Consider the following 13,652-nt stretch of genomic DNA (forward strand, 5'->3'; position numbering starts at 1 on the left):
TCACCTTTACGGACTTGTCCGCTTAGCATCGCCTGCAGACTCGGGACGATACGCAGGTAAATGTCGGTAAAACGACGGCAGCGGAAAGCGGTGACTCAGTGGCAGACCAGACCCCGGCCCCCGGCGGACCGGCGTTCGGGCCGCCGTCCGCCCCCGCCGTCTCGGTCCCGCGTCGCCGCCCCGTCATCGACTACCCGCGCGCCGGCAGGGGCCCGCTCCGCCGCTGGGTGCCGTCGTTCAAGCACCTGGTCACGCTGAGCCTGTTCCTGCTCGGCCTGCTGTTCATGGGCGTCGGCGTCGTGTACGCGATGACCCCGATCCCGTCGCAGGCCAACGCCGACGCCACCAAGCAGAGCAACATCTACCAGTGGAGCGACGGCACCGAGATCGTCCGCACCGGCTCCACCAACCGGCAGAACGTGCCGCTGTCGTCGGTGCCCCTCGAGGTCCAGCGCGCCTTCCTCGCCGCCGAGAACCGCAGCTTCTACTCCGACTCCGGCATCTCCGTCACCGGCACCCTGCGCGGCCTGTTCAACTCGGTCACCAGCGGCGGCTCGTCGCTGCAGGGCGGCTCGACGATCACCCAGCAGTACGTCAAGAACCTGTACCTGACGCAGGAGCAGACGGTCTCGCGGAAGCTCAAGGAAGCGATCATCGCGACCAAGATGGACCGCACGGAGTCGAAGGACGACATCCTCGAGGGCTACCTCAACACCGTCTACTTCGGCCGCGGCGCGTACGGCATCGAGGCCGCCGCGCAGGCCTACTACGGCGTCCCCGCGACGCAGCTGAACGCCGAGCAGGGCGCCTACCTCGCCGCGCTCATCAACGCGCCCGGCGCGTACGACGTCAAGAACACCACCGAGCGCGCCCGCGAACGCGCCGTCGCGCGCTGGAACTACGTGCTCGACGGCATGGTGAAGTCCAAGTGGCTGACCCCCGAGCGGCGCGCCGCGATGGCCTTCCCCGAGCCGGTCGACCCCAAGACCGCGCCCGGCCTGCAGGGCATGAACGGCTACCTCGTCGAGACCGCCAAGCAGTACCTGCTCGACCACGACGTGCTCACCGAGCAGGAACTGGCGGCCGGCGGCTACACGATCAAGACGACGTTCGACAAGGACAAGACGCAGGCGATGTACGACAGCGTGCAGAAGACGCTGTCGGACAACCTCGACACCGCGAACAACAGCAAGGACGTCGGCGTGCGCGTCGGCGGCGCGTCCGTCGACGTGGCCACCGGCAAGATCGTCGCCATCTACGGCGGCCCCGACTACGTCAAGCAGTACGTCAACAGCGCGACCCGGCGCGACATCCAGGTCGGCTCGACGTTCAAGCCGTTCGTGCTCGCCTCCGGCCTGCGCGACGGCGCGCAGGACGGCAAGTCGCGCGTCTCCGTGACCCCGCAGAGCCGCTACAACGGCGACGACGACGTGACGATCACCTACCCGAACGGCAAGCCCGTCCTGAACGGCGGCAAGCCGTGGCAGCCCGGCAACGAGGACGGCCGCAGCTACGGCGACATCACCCTCAAGCAGGCCATGCAGGTGTCGTCCAACACCGTCTACTCGCAGCTCGGCGTCGACGTCGGCATGGACCGCGTCGTCGAGGACACCGTCCGCGCGGGGATCCCGAAGGACACCCCCGGGCTCGGCACGAACCCGGCCACGACGCTCGGCACCGCGACGCCCAGCGCGCTCGACATGGCCGGCGCGTACGCCACCTTCGCCCGGCAGGGCACCCGCGTCGAGCCGTACTCGGTCGAGAAGCTGACGCACAACGGCGACGACGTCGACCTGCCGTCGCACGACGGCGAGAGCGCGTTCGACCCCGACGTCGCCAACAACGTCACCGGCGTGCTCGAAGGCGTCGTCGACAACGGCACCGGACGCCGCGCCCAGGCGCTCGGCCGCCCCGCGGCCGGCAAGACCGGCACCACCGACGACAACAAGTCCGCGTGGTTCGCCGGGTACACGCCGCAGCTGTCGACGACGATCGGCATGTTCCGGCAGAACCCGACGACCAACGCGTTCGAGTCGATGAGCGGCACGGCCGGGCAGTCCCGCGTCGACGGCGGCAACCTGCCGACGCGCATGTGGACCACGTACATGAAGACCGCCCTGCAGGGCGAGCCGACGGTCGACTTCGCGACCCCGTCCGACTCCGACAACGGCGACCTGCCGACCGAGACGCCGACGACCGCGCCGCCGACCACCACCGCTCCCCCGACCACGGCGCCGCCGACGACCGACGCCCCGACGACGGCCCCGCCGACCACGGACGACCCGACCACGCCCCCGACCAGCACGCCGCCCACGACCCGGACGCCGACGAAGCGGCCGCCGACGACCGCACCTCCGACGACGGGGGCGCCCAGCACCTCCGGCGGCACGTCTGACGGAACATCGGGCGACACGTCGGGCGGAACGTCCAGCCAGACGGAACGCAAGGCCGCACGGGAGTCCGAGCGCGCGCTCGTGCCGCGCTAGCGGACCGGCGCGGTTCAGTCCTCGGCGAGCGCCTTCGCGACGTCGACACCCGACCAGCGCGCGCCGACGCCGATCAGCGTCACCGTGCGCACGTCGTCGGCGCCGTCCGGCGCGTCGTCCGCTTCCGCGCGCGAGATCAGCACCTGCAGGCGGTCCTCGGCGAGCTCCTCGACCTTGCCCTCGCCCCACTCGACGACCGTCACCGATTCGTCCAGCGACGCGTCAAGGTCCAGGTCGTCGACCTCGCTGACCACGTCCGAGCCGCCGCCGAGCCGGTACGCGTCCACGTGGACCAGCGCCGGGCCGCCCACCAGCGACGGATGCACCCGCGCGATCACGAACGTCGGCGAGGTCACCGCGCCGCGTACCCCCAGCCCCGCGCCCAGGCCCTGCGTCAGCGTCGTCTTGCCCGCCCCCAAGCCGCCGGACAGCAGCACCAAATCGCCGCCGCGCAGCAGCCCCGCGAGCCGCCGACCGAGGTCGCGCATCCCCTCGCCGGTCGCGACCGACACCCGCGTGGCGTCCGCCGACGCCACCGTTTCCTGACCCTGCACGCGCAACATCCCCACACGCCTGAACGACAGTCGAACTTCCGGACCCGAACCTACGCCCAACGAGCTTCACCCGGACGCGTCACGGCCCGCCCTTTACAGACCCGATCCCCGGCCCACCGGGCGTCACCCGGAGGTGTCACGGCCGGTCCCCTGCGGACCCGGGCCCGGCGGGCCCTTCGGCCCGCCCTGGCTCGGCGGACGCGCCTGCGAACCGGCGGAACCCGAGGATCCGCTTCGCCGCGACCCACCGCCGGTACCGTTTCGCCGGGCGCATGCGCGCGCGGCGCGCGCGAGAAGCCCGCGCAGCGCCGCGTTCACCACCTCCGGATGCTCCAGCGGCGTCAGATGCCCCGACTCGGGCACGACCACCAGCTCCGAGTCCGGAACCACCTCGTGGATCGCCTCGCTGTGCGACGCCGGCGCCATCAGGTCGCCCTCGCCGCCGACTACCAGCGTCGGCACCCTGCCCAGCACCGGGAGCGCCGCGAGCTTGTCGTGCGTCTCGAACGCAGGGAAGAACTCGGCGATCACGTCGATCGGCGTCGCCGAGATCATCCGGTCGGTGAACCGCACGATCGCCGGGTCCACCTCCGAGTCGAACGCGTACCGCTCGGTGAACACGTAGACCAGGTCGCGCGCCGCGCGCCGGCCCGCCTCCACGAGGCCCGCCCGTTTGCCCAGCGTGCGCAGCACCCCCGGCGCGACCCGGTGCACCAGACGCGCACCCGCCGCCGGGATGCCCAGCGTCACCGTCGCCCACTTGCCCGACGAGGTGTTCATCAGCGCGACGCCGACCACCCGCGTCCCGAACAGCTCCGGGTGCTGGTCGGCCAACGCCATGATCGTCATGCCGCCCATCGAGTGCCCGACGAGCACCATGGGACCGTCCGGCACCAGCTCCTGCAGCACCGCGTACAGGTCCGTGCCCAGCTGGTCGATCGTCGACGTCTCCGGCGCGCCGCGGCCCGACCGGCCGTGGCTGCGCTGGTCGAACAGCACCAGCCGGTACTCGCCCATGAGCTCGGCCCGCTGGAAGTGCCAGCAGTCCATGTTGAGCGTGTAGCCGTGGCACAGCACCACCGTGAGCGGCGCGTCCGGGACGCCGTCGACCTCCGCGTACAGCTCGACGCCGTCCGGGGCGGACACCACGTGCGTTTCGCCGCGCAGCGTGCCGTACTCGGCCATAGCGTCCAGCTCGGCCTCGGCCCGGCGGCGCACCCGGCCCACCGTCATCCGCTCGATCGCCACACCCGCGGCGGCACCCACCGCCAGGACGCCGACCGCCGCACCGAAGATCCCGGCCCGGCGGCCGACCGCGCTCGCGGCGCTCGCCGCGGCGTCCGTCATCGGGCCCCCAGGTACACCCGCGGCACGCGCGACCCGATCCGCGTGACGATCTCGTAAGCGATCGTGCCGGCCGCCCGCGCCCAGTCCTCCGCCGTCGGCTCGCCCCGGTCGCCCGGGCCGAACAGCACCACCTCGTCGCCGGGCAGCGGCGTGTCGTCGCCGAGGTCCACCACGACCTGGTCCATCGCCACGCGGCCCACGACCGTGCGGCGGTGGCCTCCGACGAGCACCGGGCCCGCGTTGCCGGCGTGCCGCGGAACGCCGTCCGCGTAGCCGACGGGCACCAGGCCGAGGTTCGTGTCGCGCTCGGTGTACCAGGTGTGGCCGTAGCTGACGCCGTGGCCCGCCGGGACCTGCTTCACACCGGCCAACGACGCCACCAGCGTCATCACCGGGCGCAGGCCCAGCTCGGCGGGCGTCGCCAGATCCGGGATCGGGGAGACGCCGTACGTCGCGAGACCGCAGCGCACCAGGTCGAAGTGCGACTCGGGCAGGAGAAGTGTGGCCGGCGAGTTCGCCATGTGCCGTACCTCGGGCGTGACGCCCCACTGCTCGGCGAGGGCCACGGCCTCGTGGAAGGCGGCCAGCTGGATCCGCACCGACGGATGTTCGGGCTCGTCGGCACACGCGAAGTGCGACCACAGCCCGACGACCTGCACCAGCCCGTCGGCCTGCGCCTTGAGCGCGGCCTCGACGAGGGCCTCCCAGTCGTGCGGCTGGCAGCCGTTGCGGCCGAGGCCGGTGTCGGCCTTGAGGTGGATCCGCGCGGTCCGGCCCGTGCGGCGGGCCGACGCCTCGACCTCGCGCAGGGCCCACGACGCGCTCACCGAGACGTCGACGTCGGCCTCGATCACCTCGTCGAACGGGTCGCCCGGTACCCAGAGCCAGGTGAGGATGCGTCCGACGAGGCCTGCGTCACGCAGTTCCAACGCCTCACCGGGCAGCGCCGCGCCGAGCCATGAAGCCCCTGCTTCCTGCGCGGCCTTGGCGCAGGCCACCGCCCCGTGCCCGTACGCGTCGGCCTTCACCACGGCCATGACCTGGGCCTTGCCGACCCTTGCCTGGACCGAGGAGATGTTGTGCCGAACCGCGTCGAGGTCGATCCGGGCTTCGGCTCGCATAGGGCGGTGGATCCCCTCGTTAGGCAGGCGTCGCGGTCGTCCGGGACCCGAGGGTGCGGGCGACGGGCGCACAATCGGGGTTCCCAGTGTGGCAGGCCTGTTGGCATCACGCTGTCGCACGTACGTCCGACCGGCCGGGCTTCGGTCACTGGGGGCCTGGGTTCGGGGGGCTGTTGGGGGGACGGGCTCTTGTCGGGGGTGGTTTGGGGATGGGCCGAACGGTTCAATTTCGGGTGCTCGGCTGCACGATTCCTGACCTGGTTTGTGGTGTTGGCCTGACGCCCCTCCCGCTTTGGGATTTTCGCTTGGACGGCCCGCGCGTCAAGGCGCGGTGGGGTCTTCTTCGTGCTGTTGGCCTGTCCCGGGGTTCGGGGGGCGCCTTGACCCGCGGGCCGTCCGCGCTGACTACCTCGGCGACTGGCGGGAGGGGCGCGGGGTGTGGACGCGCTTTCCTTCGTTTTCCCTGCCGGGCTGCGGTTTGCGTGTGGTGCGGGTTTTGTTGCTGGGGTTCGTTGCGCTGCCGGGCTGCGGTCGTTCTGTGGGTGCGGTGCGGGGTTTGTTGCTGGGGTTCGTTGCGCTGCCGGGCTGCGGTCGTTCTGTGGGTGCGGTGCGGGGTTTGTTGCTGGGGTTCGTTGCGCTGCCGGGCTTCGTTCCAGCGTGGGGCCGCGCTTGTCCGACTCGGTCGGGGGCACGGCCTCGACCCCCCATCACTTTGCCGTCACGTATGCGAATCACCAGAACTCCCTCATTGGGGGGGTGTTCGCGTCACACTTGCGTCACTCGCGGTTCGTGGTCTCTCGCCAGGCTTCGCCCAGTGCGGCTGTCACGTCGGAGGCGGCGCAGGGGGTTCCGTCGTCGGAGGCGAGGCGGCCGGCGAGGCCGTGGAGGTAGGCGCCGGCGATCGCGGCCCGGGTCGGCGGGAGGCCGGTCGCGAGGAGGGCTCCCGTCAGGCCGGTCAGGACGTCGCCGCTGCCGGCCGTGGCCAGGAACGGGGTTCCCGTCGGGTTCACCCACACCTCGCCCGACGGGTCGGCGATCACCGTCGTGCTGCCCTTGAGCAGGACCGTCGCGCCGTAGCCCGAGGCCAGGCGGGTCGCGTGGGCGATCCGCGCGGCCTCGACCTCGTCGCGGGTCGCCTCCTCGCCGAGGCCCTGGAGCAGGCGCACGGCCTCGCCCGCGTGCGGGGTCAGCAGCGCTGCCGGGACGCCGTCGAGGGCCTTCGGGCCTTGTTCCGCCAGCAGGGTGAGGCCGTCCGCGTCGACGAGCACCGGGACGGCGGCGGCGAGGGCGTCGGCCAGGCGCTGCCGCGATTCGTCCGTGGTGTCCAGGCCCGGGCCGACCGCGTACGCCTGCACACGCCCTGCGCCCACCATCACCTCCGGGTGGGCCGCGACGACGGCCTGGCCCACGGGGTCCGGTCCGACGTACCGCAGAGCGCCGATGCCGCCCCGCAGCGCGGCCCCTGCCGCGAGCACCGCCGCGCCCGGGTAGCGCGTTGATCCGGCGGCCAGGCCGAGCACGCCGCGCCGGTACTTGTCGGTCTCCCGTTCGGGGGTCGGCAACAGTCGGGCGATGTCGGAGTGTTGGGCGGCCCGGAGAACCGGCTCCGGCGTGTCGAGTCCGATGTCGACGAGTTCGACGACGCCCGCGTGTGTCGCGCCGGGGTCGACGAGCAGGCCGGGCTTGTGGGTGCCGAACGTGACGGTGACGTCGGCCCGTACGGCGGGTCCGGCGACCGCGCCGGTGTCCGCGTCGACGCCGCTCGGCAGGTCGACCGCGACGACGAGCGCGCGTGCCCGGTGGGCGGCTCCTGCGAGCACGTCTGCGGGTGCCCGGAGTGCGCCTCGGCCGCCGATTCCGACGATGCCGTCGAGCACCAGGTCGGCCGTGTCGATCAAGGCCAGGATGCCCGTCAGGCCCTCCGCCTCGGCGGCCCGGTGGTCACGTCCACCTGCCGCCCGCAAGGCCGCCAGGCCGGCCGTGTGAGCCCGTTCCGGGCTGAGCAGGACGGCGTCGACCCGCGCGCCGCGCCGGGCCAGGCGTTCGCCTGCGTAGAGGGCGTCACCTCCGTTGTCGCCGCTGCCTACCAGCAGGACGACGCGGCTGCCGTAGACCCGGCCCAGCAGTCCGGCACAGCTCGCGGCGAGCCCCGCCGCGGCCCGCTGCATGAGCGTCCCGTCCGGCAGCTTCGCCATGAGCGCGCCCTCCGCCGCACGCACCTGCTCGACGCTGTGGGCCTGTCGCATCCGCCGCTCCTTTGCGTCGCTTCCCGTTTGCGTCGCTTCCCGCCGCTCGGCTTTGCGCGCGGGAGGACCCGCCGCTTGTCACGCCTCGGCGATCACTACCGCGGAAGCGATCCCCGCGTCGTGACTCAACGACACATGCCAGGTCGTGACCCCGAGTTCGGCCGCGCGCGCGGCGACGGTGCCGCGGACGGTGAGTATCGGTCGGCCCGAGTCCTCGGTGCTGATCTCGGCGTCCTGCCACTGGAGGCCTGGGGGCGCTCCGAGCGCCTTGGCGAGGGCTTCCTTGGCCGCGAACCTGGCGGCGAGCGACGCGCCGCCGCGTTCCTGGCCCGGCCGCACGTACCGCTCGGCCTCGGTGAACAGCCGGTCGGCGAGCCCCGGCGTCCGTTCGAGCGACTGCTCGAAGCGCCCGATGTCCGCCACGTCGATACCCACGCCCACGATCACGTGCGCCAGCATCCCACGCCTGGTCGGCGCGGATGACCGCACGGGGATGGGGAGTTCCCCCTCATGTTGGTTACCTGCGACGCCGACAACGGTGAAGGGCGGGCCTCTTCGAGGCCCGCCCTTGTGTGTCCGCTTGGTTTTCGTTCGGCGTCAGCGCGTTGCGCCTGCCGGGATCCGCTCTTCGGTGAGTTCCGCCGTCGCCGGGGCGGACTCGGCGACCGTCCGCTCGGCCTCCTTGCCCTTGCCGCGGGCCGGCGCCTGGCCGACCAGCAGGGCGCCCAGGGCCAGCAGCAGGCCGACGATCTGCATCGCGGTCAGGGTCTGGTCGAGGACGATGATGCCGCCCGCGGTGGCGACCAGCGGGTTGACCAGGCCGAGGAAGGACGCCGGGCCGGCGCCGAGCTGCTCGATGCCGCGGAACCACAGGACGTACGCCAGGCCGGTGCCGAACAGTCCCAGGTAGGCGAAGCCGGCCCAGTTGGCGCCGGTCAGCGCCGGCGGCGCGCCCTCGGTGACGGCGGCCAGCGGGGCGAGGAACAGTCCGCCCGCGACGAGCTGCCACGCGGTCAGGTCCAGCATGGTGACGCCCTCGGGGCGGCCCCACTTGCGGGTGAGCACGGTGCCGAGCGCCATGATCACGATCGCCGTCACCATCGCCAGGAGGCCCAGGCCGTTCAGGGTGGCTCCGCCGGTGAGGACCAGCAGGCCGACGCCGACGACTCCGACGCCGCCCGCGACCAGTGTGCGTCCCGTGGGCCGCACGCCCAGGACCAGGGCGGAGAAGCCCGCGACCAGCAGGGGCTGGATGGCGCCGATCGTCGCGGCGACGCCTCCGGGCAGGTGGTAGGCGCCGATGAAGATCAGCGGGAAGAAGAAGCCGATGTTCAGCATCCCGAGGATCGCGGCCCTGCCCCACCACCGGCCCTTCGGGAGCTTGCGGCCGAGCAAGAGGAGCAGCACGCCGGCCGGCAGCGCGCGCATCGCCGCGAGGAGCATCGGGCGTCCGTCGGGCAGCAGCTCGGTGGTCACCAGGTACGTCGTGCCCCACGCCGCGGGAGCGAGGGCGGCCGCCGCCGCGACACCGATCCGACCGGCGGAAGCCTTGCCCGCGAGAACCCCACCCATGACGACCACCTCAGCGTTGAGTATCTGAACGTTGAGATAATTATGCGGCACGGGGAAGGCGAACGTCAAGTATGTGAACGTTGAGATAGTGAAGGTGATAGAAAGACTCCCGACGGTCCCGGGAGAGGTGACGGAGACATGACGGACAGCGACATGACGCACAGCGAGGAGCGTGACGCCGTGGACGACATCGTCGACCAGTGGGCTCGCGAACGCCCTGAACTCGACCTGCGCCCGATGGCACTGGTCGGCCGCTACAACCGCTTCCACGCGTACGTCGAATCGGCGCTGCGCGAGTACTTCGCGAAGGCCGGGCTCGACTTCTCCGAGTTCGACGTCCTCGCGACCCTGCGCCGCTCCGGCGCGCCCTACGAGCTCAAACCCGTCGAGCTGCTCAAGTCGGCGATGGTCACGTCCGGCGCGATCACCAACCGCGTCGACAAGCTGTCCGCCAAGGGCCTCGTCGAGCGCCGCCCGTGCGAGACCGACCGCCGCGCCGTGCTCATCCGGCTCACCGACGCCGGCAAGGAGCTCATCGACAACATCGTCGCCGGCCACGTCGAGAACGAGGCCCGGCTCGTCGACGTCCTCACCCGCGACGAACAGGAGCAGCTCAACGGCCTGCTGCGCAAACTGCTCATCGCCCGCGAGCCGGCCGCGCGCTGAAAAGCACCGGGCCGGGCCCGTTTTCGCGAGCCCGGCCCGGTGCGACCACGTCCTGCGCGGCTCAGTCCAGCGCCCACCGCAGCACATGCTGCGGCCCGGCGTCTCCGCCCAGGTACAGCCGCCCGGTGTCGGCGAACCCGCACGCCAGGTAGGCCGCCGTCGCGCCCGTGTTGCGCACGTTCACCGTGAGCGCGAGCGCCCGCGCCCCCGGCAGCGCCTTGCGCGCCGCCTCGGGCAGTGCCCGGATCGCCGCTCCGCCTATGCCGCGTCCCTGCCACGCCACGCCCACGTAGAACGCGCGCAGCAGCACCACCGGCACCGGGCCGCTCGGCGACGCGTGGCCCGCGTCCACCGCCGCCAGTTCGTCGGGGTAGCCCTGGACGTCCAGCACGCCGAACCCGGCAGCATCGCCGTCGCACACGATCGCGAACGGGCTGCGGTACGGGTCCTGGTCGGCCACCGGCAGCGTGTCCCGCGCCCGCCCGGAGAACTCCTCCTGGTCGGCCCGCGGCGCGAGCGCGAGCACCGCGTCGCGGAGCCGCGCCACACGCGGCTCCGCGAGGTGCCCGGTCGCCTGGTCCGGCACCGAGATGTCGACCAGCTCGACGAGCGGGGTCGTCCGGGACTGCGTCACTCGACGGTGACCGACTTCGCCAGGTTGCGCGGCTGGTCCACCTCGTGGCCCTTGGCGGTCGCCAGCTCGCACGCGAACACCTGCAGCGGCACGGTCGCCACCAGCGGCTGCAGCAGCACCGGCGTCACCGGGATGCGGATGAGGTGGTCGGCGTACGGAACGACCGCCTCGTCACCCTCCTCCGCGATCACGATGGTCTTCGCGCCGCGCGCCCGGATCTCCTGGATGTTCGACACGATCTTGTCGTGCAGCACGCTGCGCCCGCGCGGCGACGGCACCACCACGACGACCGGCAGCCCGTCCTCGATCAGCGCGATCGGCCCGTGCTTCAGCTCGCCCGCCGCGAAGCCCTCGGCGTGCATGTACGCCAGCTCCTTGAGCTTGAGCGCACCCTCCAGCGCCACCGGGAATCCGACGTGCCGACCCAGGAACAGCACCGACGTGGCGTCCTTGAGCGACCGCGCCAGCTCGCGCACCGGCTCCATCGTGTCGAGCACCTTGTCGACCTGCTCCGGCATCGCCGCGAGCTGCTCGATCACCTCGGTGATCTCGTCGCCCCACTTGGTGCCGCGGGTCTGCCCCAGGTACAGCGCCACCAGGTAGCACGCCACCAGCTGGGTCAGGAACGCCTTGGTCGACGCCACCGCGACCTCGGGGCCCGCGTGCGTGTAAAGCACGGCGTCGGCCTCGCGCGGCATCGTCGAGCCGTTGGTGTTGCAGATCGCCAGCACCTTGGCGCCCTGCTCGCGCGCGTGGCGCTGCGCCATCAGGGTGTCCATCGTCTCGCCGGACTGCGAGATCGTTATCACCAGCGTCTGCCGGTCCAGGATCGGGTCGCGGTAGCGGAACTCGCTCGCCAGCTCGACCTCGCAGGGCACGCGCGTCCAGTGCTCGATCGCGTACTTGGCGATCATCGCGGCGTGGAACGACGTACCGCACGCGATGATGACGACCTTGTCGACCTCGCGCAGCACCTGGTCCGGGATCCGCACCTCGTCCAGCGTCAGCCGGCCGTCCGCGCCGATCCGGCCCAGCAGCGTGTCGGCGACCGCCTTCGGCTGCTCGGCGATCTCCTTGAGCATGAAGTAGTCGTAGCCGTCCTTCTCGGCGGCCGACGCGTCCCAGTCGACGTGGTACTCGCGGAACGTCCCCGGGCCGCCCGCGAAGTCGGTGATCGTCACACCTTCGCGGCGCAGCTCCACGACCTGGTCCTGGCCCAGCTCGACGGCCTCGCGGGTGTGGGCGATGAACGCCGCGACGTCGGACGCCAGGAAGTTCTCGCCCTCGCCGCGCCCCACCACCAGCGGCGAGTTGCGGCGCGCGCCCACGACGACGTCCGGCGCGTCCGCGTGCACCGCGACGAGCGTGAACGCGCCCTCCAGGCGGCGGCACACGCGGCGCATCGCCTCGGCCAGGTCGCGGCCCGACGGCTCGAACTGCTCGGCCAGCAGGTGGGTGACCACCTCGGTGTCCGTCTCGGACAGCAGCGTGTGGCCGCGCTCGGCCAGCTCCGCGCGCAGCGCGGCGAAGTTCTCGATGATGCCGTTGTGCACCACCGCGACCTTGCCCGCGTTGTCCAGGTGCGGGTGCGCGTTCGCGTCGGTCGGCGCGCCGTGCGTCGCCCACCGGGTGTGGCCCAGGCCGGTCTTGCCGACCGGGAGCGGCGTGTCCTGCAGCGCCTTCTCCAGGTTCTGCAGCTTGCCCGCGCGCTTGTCGCTGACCAGAACGCCGTCGGTGAGCACTGCCACGCCCGCCGAGTCGTAGCCGCGGTACTCCAGGCGCCGCAGTCCCTCTATGACGACGTCGAGCGCCGACTTCTCACCTACGTAACCGACAATCCCGCACACAGATTGTTTCCCTTCCGTGGGATCTGCCCCACGTCGCCGCACTTGGGGCCCAGACTACGGGTTCCCTTCTCACGCCCGCCCACCCGTCGCCCCCCACCGCCCATACTCGAGGTCGCTTCGCTCCCGCCCCCTCTGACCCGGCGGCACCCGCGTGAACCGGGCGGGGACAATATGTGCCGTGCACACAATCGCCACACCCGGCACGGCACGCGACCTGTCTCCGTACGTCGAACTCGACCGCGAGGCGTGGAGCCGACTTCGGGCGAACACACCGCTCCCGCTCACCGCGGACGAGCTCGAACGGCTGCGCGGCCTCGGCGATGTCGTCGACCTCGACGAGGTCAGCGACGTCTACCTGCCGCTCTCCCGCCTCCTCAACCTCTACGTCGGCGCCACGCGCGGCCTCAACTCCGCCCTCACCACGTTCCTCGGGAACGACGAGCGCCGCACCACCCCGTTCGTCATAGGGGTCGCCGGCAGCGTCGCCGTCGGCAAGAGCACCACCGCGCGCATCCTCCGCGAACTCCTCGCCCGCTGGCCGGACCACCCCCACGTGGCCCTGCTCACCACAGACGGCTTCCTCTACCCGAACGCCGAGCTCGAACGGCGCGGCATCATGCACCGCAAGGGCTTCCCCGAGTCGTACGACCAGCGCGCCCTCGTCCGCTTCGTCGCCGACGTCAAAGCCGGCAAGCCCGAGGTCACCGCCCCCGTCTACTCGCACCTGAGCTACGACATCGTCCCCGACGAACGGCTCGTGGTCCGCCAGCCCGACATCCTCATCGTCGAGGGCCTCAACGTCCTCCAGCCCGCCCGGGTCGGCGCCGACGGCCGCCCGCGCCTCGCCGTCTCCGACTTCTTCGACTTCAGCGTGTACGTCGACGCCCGCACCGACGACATCCGCCGCTGGTACCTCGACCGCTTCCTGAAGCTCCGCCAGACCGCCTTCCGCGACCCGGCCTCGTACTTCCGCCGCTACGCCGCCATGACCGAGGAAGAGGCGGTCGCGTACGCCCAGGGCGTCTGGCGCGACATCAACGAGCTCAACCTCCTCCAGAACGTCCTGCCGACCCGCGGCCGCGCGACCCTCGTGCTGCGCAAGGGTGCCGACCACTCGGTGAGCCGGCTGCGCCTGCGCAAGCTCTGACGCCGCCGCGCCGCCACGGCTCCGGAAACGCA

General features: G+C 72.0%; 11 protein-coding genes. 3 read left to right on the top strand and 8 right to left on the bottom strand.

Annotation, left to right across the window (positions count from 1 at the left end; translation table 11 throughout):
• Positions 1–98 precede the first annotated feature (98 nt).
• Positions 99–2,486 carry a transglycosylase domain-containing protein gene (locus tag QI554_RS11860; protein ID WP_281468984.1) on the top strand — a complete coding sequence of 796 codons (2,388 nt, stop codon included), beginning with the start codon at positions 99–101 and terminating at the stop codon, positions 2,484–2,486.
• Positions 2,487–2,500: 14 nt separating this feature from the next.
• Here the strand turns inward: QI554_RS11860 and tsaE are convergent, their stop codons facing one another.
• The 6 genes from tsaE to QI554_RS11890 all read right to left on the bottom strand — a co-directional run bounded on the left by tsaE (position 2,501) and on the right by QI554_RS11890 (position 9,326).
• Complete coding sequence (tsaE, locus tag QI554_RS11865; protein WP_425527957.1) at positions 2,501–3,049, bottom strand: tRNA (adenosine(37)-N6)-threonylcarbamoyltransferase complex ATPase subunit type 1 TsaE; 549 nt, start codon at positions 3,047–3,049, stop codon at positions 2,501–2,503.
• Positions 3,050–3,163: 114 nt separating this feature from the next.
• Positions 3,164–4,387, bottom strand: a complete 1,224-nt coding sequence (locus QI554_RS11870; protein ID WP_281468986.1) for an alpha/beta fold hydrolase — start codon at positions 4,385–4,387, stop codon at positions 3,164–3,166.
• Entirely contained in the window at positions 4,384–5,508 is a 1,125-nt protein-coding gene (alr, locus tag QI554_RS11875; protein ID WP_281468987.1) for an alanine racemase, read from the bottom strand. Before alr ends, QI554_RS11870 begins: the two co-directional genes overlap by 4 nt.
• Positions 5,509–6,284: 776 nt before the next feature.
• Positions 6,285–7,754, bottom strand: a complete 1,470-nt coding sequence (locus QI554_RS11880; protein ID WP_281468990.1) for an NAD(P)H-hydrate dehydratase — start codon at positions 7,752–7,754, stop codon at positions 6,285–6,287.
• A gap of 78 nt (positions 7,755–7,832) precedes the next feature.
• Positions 7,833–8,213, bottom strand: a complete 381-nt coding sequence (locus tag QI554_RS11885) for a holo-ACP synthase (protein WP_281468992.1) — start codon at positions 8,211–8,213, stop codon at positions 7,833–7,835.
• A 138-nt stretch (positions 8,214–8,351) separates the two neighbouring features.
• Positions 8,352–9,326 carry an EamA family transporter gene (locus tag QI554_RS11890; RefSeq protein WP_281468994.1) on the bottom strand — a complete coding sequence of 325 codons (975 nt, stop codon included), beginning with the start codon at positions 9,324–9,326 and terminating at the stop codon, positions 8,352–8,354.
• Between the two features lie 138 nt (positions 9,327–9,464).
• Between QI554_RS11890 and QI554_RS11895 the strand changes: the two genes are divergently transcribed.
• Positions 9,465–9,992 (top strand): MarR family winged helix-turn-helix transcriptional regulator, encoded by a 528-nt coding sequence (locus QI554_RS11895; RefSeq protein ID WP_281468996.1) that lies wholly within the window; start codon positions 9,465–9,467, stop codon positions 9,990–9,992.
• A 61-nt stretch (positions 9,993–10,053) separates the two neighbouring features.
• On the opposite strand, the gene QI554_RS11900 is transcribed toward QI554_RS11895, so the two are convergent.
• Both QI554_RS11900 and glmS read right to left on the bottom strand, forming a co-directional pair.
• Positions 10,054–10,626: a GNAT family N-acetyltransferase gene (locus QI554_RS11900; RefSeq protein WP_281468998.1), complete on the bottom strand. Its 573-nt coding sequence runs from the start codon at positions 10,624–10,626 to the stop codon at positions 10,054–10,056.
• Positions 10,623–12,473, bottom strand: coding sequence for a glutamine--fructose-6-phosphate transaminase (isomerizing) (gene glmS, locus QI554_RS11905; protein ID WP_281469000.1), 1,851 nt, complete (start codon positions 12,471–12,473; stop codon positions 10,623–10,625). Before glmS ends, QI554_RS11900 begins: the two co-directional genes overlap by 4 nt.
• 178 nt (positions 12,474–12,651) lie before the next feature.
• Between glmS and coaA the strand changes: the two genes are divergently transcribed.
• Positions 12,652–13,620 (top strand): type I pantothenate kinase, encoded by a 969-nt coding sequence (gene coaA, locus QI554_RS11910; protein WP_281469002.1) that lies wholly within the window; start codon positions 12,652–12,654, stop codon positions 13,618–13,620.
• Positions 13,621–13,652 lie beyond the last annotated feature (32 nt).

This window comes from Yinghuangia seranimata (genome assembly GCF_029953285.1).
GTDB classification, from domain to species: Bacteria; Actinomycetota; Actinomycetes; order Streptomycetales; family Streptomycetaceae; genus Yinghuangia; species Yinghuangia seranimata.